This window comes from Pseudorhodoplanes sp. (assembly GCF_046289595.1).
In the GTDB taxonomy this organism is placed as follows: Bacteria; Pseudomonadota; Alphaproteobacteria; order Rhizobiales; family Xanthobacteraceae; genus Pseudorhodoplanes.
The window spans coordinates 1-14,130 of the sequence record NZ_JBKBVB010000114.1; the positions used below are offsets into that span (position 1 = coordinate 1).

At 61.3% G+C, this 14,130-nt stretch carries 13 protein-coding genes, 1 tRNA gene and 2 pseudogenes; 9 read left to right on the forward strand and 7 right to left on the reverse strand.

The features are described 5' to 3' along the window. From ACK41X_RS18915 to ACK41X_RS18930, 4 genes and pseudogenes are all read left to right on the forward strand, one after another. A pseudogene (locus ACK41X_RS18915) lies at positions 1 to 120 on the forward strand (IS5/IS1182 family transposase); the annotation flags it as partial. A gap of 70 nt (positions 121 to 190) precedes the next feature. Beyond that, complete coding sequence (locus tag ACK41X_RS18920; protein ID WP_409726484.1) at positions 191 to 1,228, forward strand: hypothetical protein; 1,038 nt, start codon at positions 191 to 193, stop codon at positions 1,226 to 1,228. 223 nt (positions 1,229 to 1,451) lie between these two features. Then, positions 1,452 to 1,580 (forward strand): hypothetical protein, encoded by a 129-nt coding sequence (locus ACK41X_RS18925; protein ID WP_409726486.1) that lies wholly within the window; start codon positions 1,452 to 1,454, stop codon positions 1,578 to 1,580. 969 nt (positions 1,581 to 2,549) lie between these two features. After that, entirely contained in the window at positions 2,550 to 3,191 is a 642-nt protein-coding gene (locus ACK41X_RS18930) for a hypothetical protein (protein WP_409726488.1), read from the forward strand. Between the two features lie 37 nt (positions 3,192 to 3,228). Here the strand turns inward: ACK41X_RS18930 and ACK41X_RS18935 are convergent, their stop codons facing one another. Further along, positions 3,229 to 3,546, reverse strand: coding sequence for a hypothetical protein (locus ACK41X_RS18935; RefSeq protein ID WP_409726490.1), 318 nt, complete (start codon positions 3,544 to 3,546; stop codon positions 3,229 to 3,231). Between the two features lie 164 nt (positions 3,547 to 3,710). Here ACK41X_RS18935 and ACK41X_RS18940 point away from each other — a divergent pair, with 164 nt between their 5' ends. Together ACK41X_RS18940 and ACK41X_RS18945 are read left to right on the forward strand one after the other, a co-directional pair. After that, positions 3,711 to 3,854: a hypothetical protein gene (locus ACK41X_RS18940; RefSeq protein WP_409726492.1), complete on the forward strand. Its 144-nt coding sequence runs from the start codon at positions 3,711 to 3,713 to the stop codon at positions 3,852 to 3,854. A gap of 302 nt (positions 3,855 to 4,156) precedes the next feature. Then, positions 4,157 to 4,972, forward strand: a complete 816-nt coding sequence (locus tag ACK41X_RS18945; RefSeq protein WP_409726494.1) for a MipA/OmpV family protein — start codon at positions 4,157 to 4,159, stop codon at positions 4,970 to 4,972. 100 nt (positions 4,973 to 5,072) lie between these two features. Here ACK41X_RS18945 and ACK41X_RS18950 read toward each other — a convergent pair whose 3' ends face one another. The 5 genes from ACK41X_RS18950 to ACK41X_RS18970 form a co-directional block, all read right to left on the reverse strand. After that, positions 5,073 to 6,674 (reverse strand): ABC transporter permease, encoded by a 1,602-nt coding sequence (locus ACK41X_RS18950; RefSeq protein WP_409726496.1) that lies wholly within the window; start codon positions 6,672 to 6,674, stop codon positions 5,073 to 5,075. Positions 6,675 to 6,831: 157 nt separating this feature from the next. Then, entirely contained in the window at positions 6,832 to 7,851 is a 1,020-nt protein-coding gene (locus ACK41X_RS18955; protein ID WP_409726498.1) for a Fe(3+) ABC transporter substrate-binding protein, read from the reverse strand. Between the two features lie 215 nt (positions 7,852 to 8,066). Then, positions 8,067 to 8,810 (reverse strand): DUF1194 domain-containing protein, encoded by a 744-nt coding sequence (locus tag ACK41X_RS18960; protein WP_409726500.1) that lies wholly within the window; start codon positions 8,808 to 8,810, stop codon positions 8,067 to 8,069. Between the two features lie 37 nt (positions 8,811 to 8,847). Then, positions 8,848 to 9,012 (reverse strand): hypothetical protein, encoded by a 165-nt coding sequence (locus ACK41X_RS18965; RefSeq protein ID WP_409726502.1) that lies wholly within the window; start codon positions 9,010 to 9,012, stop codon positions 8,848 to 8,850. Beyond that, complete coding sequence (locus tag ACK41X_RS18970) at positions 9,009 to 12,032, reverse strand: histidine kinase dimerization/phospho-acceptor domain-containing protein (RefSeq protein ID WP_409726504.1); 3,024 nt, start codon at positions 12,030 to 12,032, stop codon at positions 9,009 to 9,011. The genes ACK41X_RS18965 and ACK41X_RS18970 overlap by 4 nt, the downstream gene beginning before the upstream one ends. Positions 12,033 to 12,280: 248 nt before the next feature. Here ACK41X_RS18970 and ACK41X_RS18975 point away from each other — a divergent pair, with 248 nt between their 5' ends. The 3 genes from ACK41X_RS18975 to ACK41X_RS18985 all read left to right on the forward strand — a co-directional run bounded on the left by ACK41X_RS18975 (position 12,281) and on the right by ACK41X_RS18985 (position 13,658). Further along, on the forward strand, positions 12,281 to 12,661 hold the full coding sequence (locus ACK41X_RS18975; RefSeq protein WP_409726506.1) for a phasin: 381 nt from the start codon (positions 12,281 to 12,283) through the stop codon (positions 12,659 to 12,661). A 167-nt stretch (positions 12,662 to 12,828) separates the two neighbouring features. Continuing rightward, complete coding sequence (locus tag ACK41X_RS18980; protein ID WP_409726508.1) at positions 12,829 to 13,302, forward strand: phasin; 474 nt, start codon at positions 12,829 to 12,831, stop codon at positions 13,300 to 13,302. Positions 13,303 to 13,581: 279 nt separating this feature from the next. Further along, positions 13,582 to 13,658: transfer RNA gene (locus tag ACK41X_RS18985), tRNA-His, on the forward strand. A gap of 291 nt (positions 13,659 to 13,949) precedes the next feature. On the opposite strand, the pseudogene ACK41X_RS18990 reads toward ACK41X_RS18985, so the two are convergent. Continuing rightward, positions 13,950 to 14,130: pseudogene (locus ACK41X_RS18990) on the reverse strand (hypothetical protein); the annotation flags it as partial.

The window sequence follows — 14,130 nt, forward strand, 5'->3', positions numbered from 1 at the left end:
AAGCTGAAGCACTTCCGGCGCATCGCCACCCGATACGACAAGCTTGCCAGGAACTTTCTTGCTGCCATCGCACTGGCGGCGTCACGCCTCTGGCTCAGGCATTATGAGTCCACTACCTAGCGCGATGGGCACTGGACTCTGCAACTTAAGATGGTACTATTTTTTAAACACATCAATTGCGGGCGCTCCCATGAACGAAATTATAGATGGACTTCAAAAGATATTCCAACTGGTCATAAACTCCCGTGAAACCGCAATACTATCTGCAGTTGGATTGCTTTTATTAGTAATCACGTTGTTCACGTTAATTCACATAGTTCGAAAGCCAGATGCGTCCCGGCGATCACTTCTAGCGTTTTCGTTTCTTGGATTGATTACGGGCATTATGTTTTCCGCAGCCGGGCCAATACTCGCGCTGTTCTGGGTTGCGCAAAATCCGATTAAATCAACGACATTGGAGCAACGGATTTCGCGACTGGAATCGAATGAGCAAGTTTATTGGCTAGTGCGTCTCGTTTCTTATTATCCAGCATACGATCCTGATCTTGCTGTGGGCAAACTTAGGCGACTCGGTCCAGAACGGCACCTTTACACTTTTGTAGCGCCATACGAGGACCTAGTCGGAGTGCCCATTGTTGCAGCTATTCAAATGACGGGCGGAACCTATAAGCCTGGCCAGCACGTCTCTGCAATCTTGTTTCCGCTTAAGGTCCAACTATACCCCGCCTCTGCTCGAGGGTTGCTTCAGGTAATTCACGACGTCGAACACAACCCAAATGCCGATATAAAAAATGCGTTCTTGAAAGGCACAAATCAGTTAAGTGCTCCAGAACTAGATGATCTAAAAGATACGAGGATACCTTCGTACAAGTTTGCCAGTTTTCAAGACAAATTTAAAAACTACTGCGAGCTTGCACACCGTTTTCGTTGCGGGTCGTCTTACTCAGCACGAAACTATATTGGCGATATTGGTGTGGACTGGCACCCGTTGGGGTTTGCTCAAAAAGATGCCGAACATGATCCGTGTAGGAATAATCAGCTAAACTATTGCAGCCTTCCAAATTGGGGCGCGGCGAAAACTCATTTCCAAAAGTTTGGCACACGAGTGTTTCTCATCCGAAATCTAGAACTTAGTCAGATTCCTGATCGCGTACTAATGGACTTTCAAGATCCCGCGCAACGAGTTATCCCTGAGCTTGGTTTGCCGCCGACGGTCGCACGCCGTTGAGTATGTATATATCTAACAATTTTGAGATTGTCGGCATCACCCCCGCTACGACGGGGCGGTTTACGCAAGTGTGAAGCGCCGCAGGTTCGTCGCGGCTTCACAACATGCGGTCTGCGGAATCACACTTGCTCATGGGTGGAAGCTGATGGCACGGCGCAATGCCTCGCGGCAATGGGTAGCCACTCGGCAAAGCACGTCGTGCCTGAACCTCCAGGAGGGTTCGATGCAAGGCAGGACACCCATCAAGACACCCGTCTCTCTCAGGATACCTGCGATCGTCCTCGCCGCCGCGCTGATGACGCTGCTGCCGCACGACGCTTCGGCTACCCCGCTGATCGGCGGTGCGGCATGACGGCCGCCGAAAAACTCCCCTCGGCCGAGACCGTTCATTACTACGGATATGGCCGCGGCTATTTCGGCTATGGCCGGAAATATTATGGCCGTGGCTATTATGGCGCGCGGTTACTACGGCCGCGGCTATCGCTATTACTGATCGCGAAGGCTCCGCTGTGGCCTTAGCGCCCGGTTGCGACGCGGGCCGCAGCGCGAGCAAAGCCGCGATGCCGAGGCCATGAATGGACAGTGAGGCGCCGGGCGCGCACTGAAGGGATGTTCGGGACCATCTAACAAATCAGGTAGCGCTTTCAGGTCAATAGGTTGAAGCGAGAGACTAAACTTTTGCCTGAGACTTGACTGCATCTTTCATAATATGTGTGCGGATATTTTGAGTGTTTGCATGAATCAAATACCATTTGCGCGCGAACCACAATTCGATGTCGCAATAAATGCGCAAGTACGTAGCGATTTTATTCTTATTGTTTGGCCTTTGTCCTGTGGACACTTCAGCGGCCAACGAGGTCGCGCGCCTAACAATTTACGCAGCGCTCGAGCGCGACCTCTGTCCCGTTGGCTATGCGTCCTCAAGTAGTTGCGGTTTGTTTACAGCGGACAGATTTGAGGATCTGTTGAACAAGAGGCGGCTGATGCCCATCGGTGAAACAATAATGCTAAGGCTAGCTGGTGGCTCGGCCGAACAAAAAGTCCTCATTAGTTCGGCGCACGTCGCATCCCGTGGCCGAAAAGCGGCAAGAGAATCTGGCCTCGCTGCGTTATTGGTCATTGAGTGGGTTGAGTCGGCGGCGGATCAACTCAGTGAATTTTCCGCAAATCGGCGGGCCTTTGATCACGCGAGCATGCAAAGTTTGGCGCCTGAAGCCGGAAGAGTATGGTCCTTCCGACGAGGGCATGCCCGTATACTACTAGAAATACGGTAGCCATAGAAATGGATCGTTCGCGGCTTCGAGACCGATTTGATTTCGCGGTGTTCGTCTACGAAAAGGTGGTAGTAGCAATCGTCGTGGCTGTGGTTTCGGGGTTGCTGCTTTACGCATATAACTTGCATTCCAAGGCATTCGAGATTGCGCAGGTGCAGGCGCGCGGTCATTCGTTGACCGCACAAAAACTTCGAGAGCTTGCCTTGAATGGGGCTCTGAAGGCAACGTTAGATATTCGGATAGCTCATAATAGCGGCATAGATAAACTACCTAAATCGATCGAGGATTCGGTTGAGGTGGTGGCGATTGAATTGACGGCTGTATCGAAGTTAATCGCAGCTCAGTTAAAGGATGCCGCGCCGATAGCGGAAGAAATGGGGCGAGAGCTAAAGACCCATGCGCTGAAATTTGGGGTCGGACTAGAGTTTGACCGTGACAGTATCGAAAAATTTGAATCGCGGATGAATGAGTTGCAGCTGAAGTTCATAGCGGTTTTTGACCGTGAAATCGGCCCGCTAGCAGTAAGTGATCTGGACTTCTTCCATTCAAGTTTCGAGCAGGTGATGCCGATATATTTGCGACCCAAATACGTAATGCTAATTTGTTTGGCGATTTTCTTGGTCGCGACCCTTGGGTTGGTAATCCTTTGGTACGTAGACCGTAGGACTCAGCACGCTGCTGAGTCCTAAAGCACAACGCCGCGGCGCGTGTATTAAAGCCGCCGACCTACCCCTCGATCTCCTGATACACATCGACCTCCACATTCGGCGCCATGGTCCGCCAGACCTGCAGATAGGCCTGCACCCGCGGGTCCGATGCGAGCGACTGCCGATTGGCTTCGATCGATTCGGGGGCGTCGTATTCCACGATCTGCAGAATCTTGGCGCGGTCGTCGGCATTCTGCAGGAAGCGCACATTCACCTCGCCGAAAATTGTGGAATAGGGCTTGGAGGTCTTCAGCATCTTGAGCAGTTGCGCCGCCTCTGCGGTGGGCATGGTGAATTTGAAATGCAGGATGCGGCGGACGGTCTTTTCTTCGGCCATTGTCGCTCCGGATGGGACGTCGTGAGGCGGGACGGAAGCCTAGCCTATCGGCGGCGCGGTTCCCACGTCTGGATTGGTATGATGCGCCGCCATATCCGCACGTGAACGGCGGACGGCGGACATGCGACCAATGTCAAAGCGCGCGCTGCCAAGGGAGCGCAGTCATGGCCGCGATCTGGAATATCCTGCTGCTGGTGTTGAGCCTCGCGTTCGTGGGGGTGATGCTGGTCGGTTTCTGGAAAGGGCTGCGGATCAAGCCGCGGCCGGCCGATGAGCGCGCGCCGGAGCGTGGGCGGTCGTTGCTGTGAGGTCCCGATTCTGATCGGCTGCCTGAACGGCTTCTTCCGGGGTCTGACGCTCATCCGGGCGATCGCGCTTCCGGTCCGGTCTCCCGGGCCCGGCGGGTCTGGGACAGCGATGCCTCGCCGCCGGTCTGGCCGCGCAGGCTTCGACGGCTTTTCGGCCGGTCCTGAACCGGGAGCGTGACGCTTTCCACACACACCCGCACCAAATTTCGAATTCTGTAAAATTTTACCGATTTGTTCGGTTCGGGCCTGATACAGAGGGATGTCGCAGCTTCGGCGACCGAATCGGAATTCCGCGGATCCCCATGCAACGTTCCCTTCTGGCCGCCGCCGCTCTCGCACTGAGCAGTTCCGCCGTTCTGGCGGCGGACATCCCCTCGATGCCGGCGAAAGCCCCTGTGGTGGTCGAGCAGCCCTACGACCTGATCCTCGAGCTGGGCGCCGGCGTGCAGGTGCGGCCGGATTATCCCGGCGCCAAGAATTACGAGGCCTGGCCGACCGGGTTCTTCACCCTGCATTATCTGCAGCTGCCCGGCTACGGCGTGGTTCACAATTCGCGCGCCAACATCCAGGGCTGGTCCTTCGGTCCGTCCTTCAACTGGCAGTCCAAGCGCAAGACCTCGGATTATCCGGAGCTGTTCGGGCTGGACGACGTCAAGTCAACCTTCGAGCTCGGCGCCAAGGTCGGCTACACCTTTGACTGGATCCGCCCGTGGGTCGCGGCGCGCTATGGCCTCGGCGGTCACAGCGGTGTCGTCGGCGAGACCGGTCTCGACTTCATCTTCCGGGCCGCTCCGAACCTTCTGTGGTCGGTCGGTCCGCGCGCCAGCTTCGCCAACCGCAATTATATGGAAACCTATTTCGGCGTGACGCCGCTCGAATCGGCGCGCTCCGGCACGCTTGCGGCCTTCTCGCCCGGCGGCGGCTTCAAGGGCGTCGGCGCCGAACTCAACGTCCGCTACGAATTTGCGCCGCAATGGGCGGTGCGCGGCGAGTTCATCTACGAGAAGCTGATCGGTGACGCTGCGGATTCCCCGATCACGCAGGTCGGCAGCGAGAACCAGTTCACAGCGAAGCTCGGCCTGACCTACCTGTTCCAGCTGAAACTTTTCAATAACTGAAGCCGATCCGGGCATTGCCCCATCAAACCCTTGTGCTTTTCCCAGAAAAGCACAGGGGCTATGGCGTTTTCGTGCGGAGCGGGTACCGGTTCGCGCGAATTCAGCGCGACGACGGCGGCACCGGGGCCGGCGCGATCTCGGAAAAGCGCGTCAGGTGGATCACCGGCAGTATGCCCACCGCGACAATGATCAGCGCGGCCAGCGAGCCTTCCTCGAAATTGCCCCGTGTCGCGAACTGGTAGATGTAGGTCGAGAGCGTCTCGACATTCAGCGGCCGCAGCAGGAGCGTCGCCGGCAATTCCTTCAGGCAGTCGACGAACACCAGCAAGGCTGCGCCGCCGAGCGCCGGACGCGAGAGCGGCACATGGATCGACCAGGCAATGCGGGTGGGCTTGGTGCCAAGCGTTCGCGCCACATCGTCGATATGCGGTGAAATCCGCGCAAGGCCGGCCTGCGCGGAGCCGGTGGCGATCGCCAGGAAGCGGATCACATAGGCAATCACCAGCGCGGCGCTCGATCCGGCAAGGACCAGCCCCAGATGCGGGCCGCCGAGCGCCTTCGAGATCGCGTTCAGGATGTTATCGATGCTGACCAGCGGGGTCAGCAGCCCGAGCGCGAGGACGGTGCCGGGGATCGCGTAGCCGAGTCCGGCGATGACGATGCAGACGGTTGCGATCCGGCCGCGCACCATGCGCACCGCGATCGCCGCGCTCAGGCCAAGGCCGATCGCGATCGCGGTCGCGGTCGCGGCAAGCGTGACCGTGGTCGCGGTATAGCGCAGCAGATCAGGGTCGAAACCGAGCAACAGGCCGCGCCCCGCCACCTCGTAGGCGAGAAACGCAAAGGGGAGAATGAACCCGAAGACGACCGGCAGCGCGCAGGCGACAACCGCGAGGGCCGCATCGCGGCCCGCGAGCGGGATGCGCGGCACCTTGCGCTGGCGGCGCGGCGAGACGATAAAGCGCCGGTGTCGGCGGCCGTAGCGCTCCAGCGCCATCAGCGCGATCACGAAAACCAGCATCGCTGAGGCGATTTGCGCGGCGCCCGGCAGGCTGGAGCGGTTGATCCAGGTGGTGAAAATCGACAGCGTCAGCGTCTGCACGCCGAGATATTCGCTGGCCCCGATATCGTTCAGCGCCTCCAGCAACGCAAGCGACAGGCCGACCGCAAGCGCGGGACGGGCCAATGGCAGCGCAACGTGTCGCACGAGCATGAACCGCGTCGCGCCGAGCGTGCGCGCGACCTCGATCAACGAGGCGCTCTGCGTGATGAACATCGCGCGCGCGGCGAGATACACATACGGATAGAGCACAAGACTGAAAATCAGGATGGCGCCCGGTAGCGACCGCACCGAGGGAAACCAGTATTCCGCCGCGGTCGAATAGCCCATCATCGACCGGAAGACGGACTGCACCGGGCCGATCGGTTCGAAAATATCGACATAGACGTAAGCCACGATATAGGTCGGAAAGGCGAGCGGCAGCGGCAGCAGCCAGCACCAGGTGGCACGGCCCGGAAATTCGAACGCGGTGACGATCCAGGCGGTGCCGATGCCGATCACGGCGGTAATGACGGCGACCCCCGACAGCAGGATCGCGGTGTCGCGCGTTGCCCGCGGCAGCACATAGGCGGTCAGATGCGACCAGATTTCGGCGTCTCCGCGCAAGGCGAAGATCGATAGCGAAATCAGCGGGGCCAGCACGGCCGCCGCCAGCAGAATTAAGAATATACGGGACGGCGCATGCTGCGGCAGCCGCAAGGCTCGCGGTGTCCCGATCGCGATCGGCGTCATGGGGGTGTGCACATGGAAACGCCGCCCCCGCGATTGCGGGAGCGGCGCATTTTCTGGCCGGGCTGGATCAATTATCGAACCCGACCTTGTCGACCATGTTGGCCGCGGCCTTCTTGTTGCTCGCGATCTTGGCGAGCGGCAACGTGTCGGCCTTGAGGTCGCCGAATGCCTTGACCGCCGGATTGATCGCAATGCCGGATTTGACCGGATATTCGAAAACCATGTTGGCGTACATTTCCTGCGCGCCATTGCCGGCGAGCCACTCGATCAGCTTCACGGCGTTGGCCTTGTTCGGCGCGTGCTTGGCCAGCACCACGCCGGACACGTTCACATGCGTGCCGCCGTCCTTGAAGGTCGGCAGGATCACCTTGATGGCGTCCGCCCATTCCTTCTGCTTCGGATTGTTCTGCATCAGCGGGACATAATAGGTATTGCCGATGCCGATATCGCATTTGCCGGCGGCGACGTCGCGCGCCTGCTCGCGATCGCCGCCCGAGGGCTTCTGCGCCAGATTGGCCTTAACGCCCCGCAGCCACTCCTCGGCCTTGGCCTCGCCGTGCTTGGCAATCATCGCCGCGATCAGCGCATTGTTGTAGATGTGCTGGCCGGAGCGGATGCAGATCTTGCCCTTCCATTTCGGATCGGCCAGTTCCTCATAGGTGATGGCGTCCTGCTTCACGCGATCCCTGGAGGCATAGATCACGCGGGCGCGCATCGACACCCCGGCCCAGTGACCCTCCGGATCGCGGTATTGCACGGGGACGGCCTTGTCGATGATCTCGGACTTGATTGGCTGGGTGATGCCGGCCTGCACGGCGTCTTCAAGGCGGCCGATATCGACGGTGAGCAGCACGTCGGCCGGGCTGTTTGCGCCCTCGGTCCTGATGCGCTGTTCGAGGCCGGACGATGCGGAAACCACATTCACCTTGATGCCCGTTTCCTTGGTGAAGGCATCGAGCAGCGGTTCGATCAGCTTCTGTTCGCGATAGGTATAAAGATTCACTTCACCCTGGGCCGAAGCGAGCGTCGGCAGGCAAATGGCAACGGCGCTTGCGGCCGCAAGGGCCAACATGCGGGTCTTCGACATCGGTTTGCTCCCGGTTTCAAATCTGTATGAAGCTAAGAATTCCTGTCAGCCTGCCGTCAAGCCAAATTCTCGTTTTTGATCAATATGTTGGAATGATTCCAGACTGATGTGTTCTGGAATTGCTCGAAACTAGCCGCTTATGGCTTGAAGCGATTATTGCTTTGCCGGTCGTGGGATTTTCGGCCGGGAAGCGCTGCGATCTGCTGCCAATTGCCTCAGTGGCGCGCGGCCAGACCGGTTGTGGAGGAGGGCGCCGTAACGTCAGCGATCTCGGCGATCAGCTTGGCAATCAATGCCTGACCGAATGACTCGAAATTTTCTGCGACCATGACGAACGCGCCGGGGCCCCCAATGACGTTGTTTTCGAAATATTTCGCAAGTCCGCCCGCCGGATGGGTGTGTTCCGGATTCCACGGCAGCGGCTGCTCGCTGAGGATGACCAGACCGTTGATGGTGACACCCTGGGCGAGCGCATCCTCGCGCGCGGCCAGAAGGCCACGGCCGGAATTGTGGGTGCCGTCGCCGGAAATATCGATGGTTCGCCGCGGCGCCTCGAACGGCGCGCGCGCCAGCATCTCCATCGAGAAATCGATGGCGCCCGAAATCGAGGTGCGGTCGGCGAAGGGGCGCGGCGCCTCAATCAGCGCATCGGAGAACTTCTGCGCGGCAAGGGGTCCGTCGATAATCGTCCAGTCGATGATGACCTTCTGCGCACCCGCTCCGGACCATTCGACGAAGCAGATGGCGATGCGGCTGTTCGCGCCGGACATGATCGCATTCAGGACTCGTTGATCGGTGATCGCGGCCGCATAGCCGTCACGCTGGAGCTGGAACTTGGTGGAGTCGACGCTGCGCGAAACGTCCGCAGCCAGCACCAGCAAAAGATCGACCTTCTCCGCGGCGCGTCCCGGCAATGTCGCCGCAATCAGCGCAACCACGATGAGCAGGAGGCGCAGCATCGCCATCTGCAAAGTCTAGCAACATCTGTGGCGAAAGTCAGGTGCAGCGGATCGACATCCCCGCCAGGGCAATGCCGGACATTGCCGTGGCGCGAAGCGCAAGATCGAAACCGGGAAAGCGGGCGGACAGCGGCGCGATCGCGGTCGCGCCGTCGAGGGCGGCCAGCACCTCGCGCGCGATTACCTGCGGCAGCGCGCTCATGCGGCGAGCACGCGCCCGACCGGGAACACGATCTCGACGAGCGTGCCGGCATTCACCGCGCTCTTGATCGAGAAGCGGGCGCGGTTCGCCTCGACCAGCGCCTTGGTCAGCGGCAGGCCGAGGCCGGTGCCGTTCGCATCGCTGCGCGGCGAGGTGGTGAGCTGACGGAACGGCTGCAGCGCCGTCTCAATGTCCTTCTCGCTCATGCCGACCCCGGTGTCCCGCACCCGCAGCACCACGTCGCCGCGTTCATTGATTGCGGTCGATACGATCACCTGGCCGCCCGGGCCGGTGAACTTGATCGAGTTGGACAACAGGTTGAGCACGATCTGCCGGACCGAGCGGGTATCGGCGAGGATGCCCGGCACGTTCATCGACAAGGCCGAGCGCACGATTACCCGGGCGCGGTTCGCCTGCGGCTGCATGATCGCGACCGATTGCTGCGTGACTTCATTGAGATCGACGCGCTCGAAGCTCAGTTCGAGCTTGCCGGCTTCGATTTTCGACAGGTCGAGCAGGTCGTTGAGCAGCGACACAAGGTGTGTGCCGGAGGTATGGATGTCCTTGAGGTAATCGCTGTAGCGCTCGTTGCCGACCGGGCCGAAGCGCTCCTCCATCATCACCTCGGAAAATCCGAGAATGGCGTTGAGCGGCGTGCGCATCTCGTGGCTGATCTTGGCGAGGAATTCCGATTTGGCGGCCGACGCTTTCTCGGCCTGCTGGCGCGCCAGGGTCATTTCCTTCTCGGCGTCTTTCCAGCGCGTCATATCGCGGAACAGCGCATGGAAGCGGGTTGCGGAAGCATCGGCTTTGCCGAGCGTCAATTGCAGCCAGATCAGACCGCCATTCCGTCGCCGGCCGATGATGTCGCGGCCGTCCTCGTCTGCGGCCGCTTCGCCGCGCGCCAGCCGGATCAGCCGCGCCGTCGCGGCGCGTTCGCTCTCCGGCGCAAACAAGTCGCCGAATGGGCGTCCGGCCAGCGTGCCGGCTTCGTAGCCGAACAGCGTTTCAGCCCGCGCATTCGCCCGCAAGATCGTGCCGTCGCGGTCGATGGTGACGATGCCGTCGACGGCGAGGTCGAGCAGCGCGGCGAGTTCGTCATGATCGCCGCCGGCGGCGGACGCCTTTGCCGCCGCGGCCGGCTGCAGCACCAGAACCATCGCATTCTCGCCGTCGATCGGCGCGGTGACGAGGTGGCCCTCCATTGCCGGACTGCCGTCGCCGGCGGCAATGCGCAGGCGCCGGAAGCCGCCGTCCGCAGCGGGTGCATCCATTTCGACGAACATCGCATCGAGACCGCCGGCTTCGGCGAAGGCTTCGAGGGACTCATGCCCGGCAAATGCGAGGAAGGCCTTGTTGGCATAAAGGAGATGCGATCCGCGATCGATCAGGACGCCGAATGGCAGCCGGTCGAGCAGCGGATGTGGCGCCGCGCCCTCGTCCTCGGAACGGGCCTCGGCGCGTGGTTCAGCTTGCGCTGCGATGGAGGTCGGCTGGGCCGCGACCGTGAGCGGGTGACAAGATTCAGGCTCGTCCTCCTCCGGATCCGGCTTTTCCATCAGACCGCGCGCCAGTTCGTCGGCCCCCTTGAGGCGCGCGCTCAGCCGGCTGCCAAGATCGCGAAAGGCGCTGCGTTCCGCCGGATTGAGGGCCACGGGCTTCGGCTCGACCAGCGGAAACGGCACGACATTTTCGGCCGGCGCCGTTTCGATGACCCCACCGTCGCCTGCCACCGCTTCCGGTGCGATCGCTTTCTCGTCATCGTCATGCGACGCGGTGTCGACCGGTGCCTGCGCGGTAACGGGGGCCGGGGCAACGTCGCTCGGACGCGCCGTCTTTGCATCCGCCTCCGGTATGACGGGTTGCATGGTTTCCTGCGGCGCGGATTGCGCAGCGGGTGTCTCGGCCGGCATACCGGCCGCCCCGTTCCAGACTCCGACGCCGCGATAGCCGCGGAACATCCGTCCGTCATCAAAGACCGGGATGCCGGACAACGTCACGCCGATACGGCCGTTACGGGTCGGCCATTGCACCGCAATGCCGCTAAAGGTCCCGCGCGAGATCAGCGCCTGCGCGACCAACCCTTCCGGATCGAGCGCAAGCTTTGCGGAAATCTCGCCCCAGAAACGGCCGAGAAGGTTGGCGGTGCGCGGTCCGGCAAGATCGATGAATTCGTCACTGCTGATGACGAAGCGGTTTTCCGCGTCGGTTTCGAAGTCGAAGCGCATCGCACCATGACGCATGGCGCCGCCGCCGGTCTCATCGATCTGCGATGCCTTGCTTTGCTGCGCGCCGCCCTGCGCCGCATCCTTGTCGCGGGACTTGCGATCCGGCCCGGTCGTCTGCGGCGGCACCTTGGACATCGCGGTGATCGCCTCGGCGATGGGTGACAGGTCGAGCAGGGCGGGGGACGCAGCCGCATCCGGCGCCGTGGCTGTGATCGGTGCCGAATCGGCCGGAAAGAAGGCGAGGACGATGGCGTCGCGGCCTTCGCCCACAGGCAGCGTCTCGATACCGTCGCCGAGTTCTGTAAGGGTTGCGAAGCGCCGCGCCTGCGTTGCATCGGATGCCGCATGCAACAGCGCGCCACCTGCGTCAAACGCGGCGGCGGCCTGCAGTCCGTCGACGAGATAGCGCGCGCGATCGGCAAGCGTCAGACGCGGAGCTTCCGCCTCGATCGCTGTGATCAGCAAGGCGGTCCCGGAGTTCAGGGCGAGGCGCGCACAGCGGCAGGTCAGAGGCCGGCCGAAGCGCGTGCCGAGCCCGCGCAATCGCGCAAGCTGCGGCGCAGATCCTGGACGCAGGCTGGCCGCGATCCGTGCGAACTGCGCGGCGAGTTTCTCTGGAATTGCCGCGCCCGCCGCATCCTGCAGCCGTGCATGGCCGAGCAATGCGGCGCCCGCGGCATTGGCAAAGCACAGCCGCTCGCCGTTTTCGCTGAGCAGCCAAGCCGGCTGCGCGCTGCTTGCCTGTGCGGCAACCGCGCCGATCCGCAGGATATCGTGGCCAATCCGGTTCATCGCAGGCCCCGCCCGGCGGCGGGAGGTTTGCTCCAAAATATTGCATTTTATGCGATTCTTCTAAGTCAGGGTGCGGCCCCGGTCCATGCGAGGCCGCGGCCCGGCCGCGGCTAACCTTAATCCTGCGCCCGCAAACCCTGCGCTCCGCGCCGGCCGCGGCGGCCAATTGTCCGGATGACGAAACCGCGTCACCGATCCCGTGTTACAATGGAGAGCTCAGACCTTTTCACCATCCAATGGGGACGGCCATGGAAACCATGAAGCCATTCGAAGTGCCGGCGGACATGCGCAAATTTGCCGAACAGAGCGTTGACCAGGCGCGTCAGGCCTTTGACCGCTTCATTAGGGCGGCGCATCAGGCGGTGTCCGAATTCGAGGGCCGCGCCCAGGCGGCGCGCAGCGGCGCCATGGATGTCGGAGGCCGCGCGATGAGCTTTGCCGAGCGCAACATGGCGGCGTCGTTCGAATTCGCCCAGAAGCTGGTCCAGGCCAAGGATGTCGAGGAGGTGATCCGGCTGCAGACCGAATACGTGAAGGCGCAAGTTCAGGCGCTCAACGAGCAGACCAAGGAGCTCGCCGAAGCGGCAACGAAGTTGGCCAAGGAGACCGCCGCCACCAAACCGCTCTGAAAGCGGCCGTCCCGGGGGCCAGCTACCAGGCTAAGTGCCTATAAACAGGGCAAAATTGGTGCGCTGCGTCATTTTTGTTGCAATGCACCATGAATGGTGATAAATAATCGCTGCAGCCAGCACGTCGCACATCTTCTGAAAAACACACTCCCCCGGAAGGAACAGACATGACCGAGGCCAGCGTGAAGACGAAGAAGTCGGCCTTCGATATGCCGACATTTGAAATGCCCAGCTTCGAAATGCCGAAGATGGAAGTCCCCGCCGCGTTCCGCGAACTCGCGGAAAAGAGTGTCTCTCAGGCGAAGGACAACTGGGAAAAGATGAAGGCCGTGACCGAGGACGCCACCGACATGATCGAGTCGAGCTATTCGACCGCGACCAAGGGTGCGACCGATTACGGGCTTGCGCTGATCGATGCGGCCCGCGCCAACACCAACGCGGCGTTTGATTTCTACAGCCAGCTGATGACCGCGAAGTCGCTGTCGGAAGTGATTGAGCTGTCGACCTCTCACGCCCGCAAGCAATTCGAGACGGCCACCGCGCAGTCCAAGGATCTGACCGCCCTCGCCCAGAAGGTCGCGACCGAGACCTTTGAGCCGATCAGGTCCGGCATGACCACCGCCTTCAAGAAGGCCGCCTGATTGGGCTCTTTCGCACTCGCATCGCGGCAAGATCGAAAGGGCCCGGGCGGCTAGCCCGGGCTCTTTTCATGGGTAGGGCGATCCGGTCCAAGCATGCCGCCGGTCGAAGCGGAACCACAGGCCAACGGCGCCAGCCCAGCTGTGTCGCACCCATTGCCCGGGCCACGGCCGACTTGATTGCATGCCAGATTGCTTGCCAAAGCTGCGCCAAGCCCCTAGTTTCCGCCCGTCTTTCGCCCGGGCTCTGCCGCGCTTCGCGCCGGTGTCCGTGTCGACGATGCAGCTGTAGCTCAGTTGGTTAGAGCGCCTGACTGTGGATCAGGAGGTCGGTGGTTCGAGTCCACCCAGCTGTACCAACCGACTCATTTGATTTTCGAGCCCGGATTGCAGCACGATTTTCAGCGTGCTGACCGTGCGTTCGTGCGGTTTGCACCGGGGGCGGCGCGGCTTCGGCCGCTGCGGCGGGCGTGATCGCTCATCGCATGCGGAAACCGGGCGGTCCGTTTGCCGGCTCGGTTCCTGCGGACTGACGCGAGCTGCGATCGCTGCGGCAGCCGGCAAGCTGGTCATCATCCGGCTCACGCCTGAGGCGAAACGATGTTCGCGCAGTCCGGATGATCCCGAATGGTGTGTTCAGATGTAGCGTTTCAGAATTTCGCCGATACCGATTGCCCCTTGGGCGGCGTGATCTGAACGACGCCCTTCGGTTCAGCGGGCAAGTTTCCGGTTGCCTTGCCCGTCAGCTTCCCGCCCTCCGCCGGCTCCAGCACGATCCTCTGGCTCTTGCCGCCGACGGCGAGGATGGCGAGGCCCTTAAATCCGGTAGGC

Bases quoted from the DNA above. Each gene is read 5' to 3' on its own strand.
- ACK41X_RS18940 (WP_409726492.1), top strand. From the start codon at position 3,711: ATGGCCGCGATCTGGAATATCCTGCTGCTGGTGTTGAGCCTCGCGTTC.
- ACK41X_RS18960 (WP_409726500.1), bottom strand. From the start codon at position 8,810: ATGCTGCGCCTCCTGCTCATCGTGGTTGCGCTGATTGCGGCGACATTG.
- ACK41X_RS18965 (WP_409726502.1), bottom strand. From the start codon at position 9,012: ATGAGCGCGCTGCCGCAGGTAATCGCGCGCGAGGTGCTGGCCGCCCTC.
- ACK41X_RS18925 (WP_409726486.1), top strand. From the start codon at position 1,452: ATGCAAGGCAGGACACCCATCAAGACACCCGTCTCTCTCAGGATACCT.
- ACK41X_RS18945 (WP_409726494.1), top strand. From the start codon at position 4,157: ATGCAACGTTCCCTTCTGGCCGCCGCCGCTCTCGCACTGAGCAGTTCC.
- ACK41X_RS18975 (WP_409726506.1), top strand. From the start codon at position 12,281: ATGGAAACCATGAAGCCATTCGAAGTGCCGGCGGACATGCGCAAATTT.
- ACK41X_RS18970 (WP_409726504.1), bottom strand. From the start codon at position 12,032: ATGAACCGGATTGGCCACGATATCCTGCGGATCGGCGCGGTTGCCGCA.
- ACK41X_RS18935 (WP_409726490.1), bottom strand. From the start codon at position 3,546: ATGGCCGAAGAAAAGACCGTCCGCCGCATCCTGCATTTCAAATTCACC.
- ACK41X_RS18955 (WP_409726498.1), bottom strand. From the start codon at position 7,851: ATGTCGAAGACCCGCATGTTGGCCCTTGCGGCCGCAAGCGCCGTTGCC.
- ACK41X_RS18980 (WP_409726508.1), top strand. From the start codon at position 12,829: ATGACCGAGGCCAGCGTGAAGACGAAGAAGTCGGCCTTCGATATGCCG.
- ACK41X_RS18920 (WP_409726484.1), top strand. From the start codon at position 191: ATGAACGAAATTATAGATGGACTTCAAAAGATATTCCAACTGGTCATA.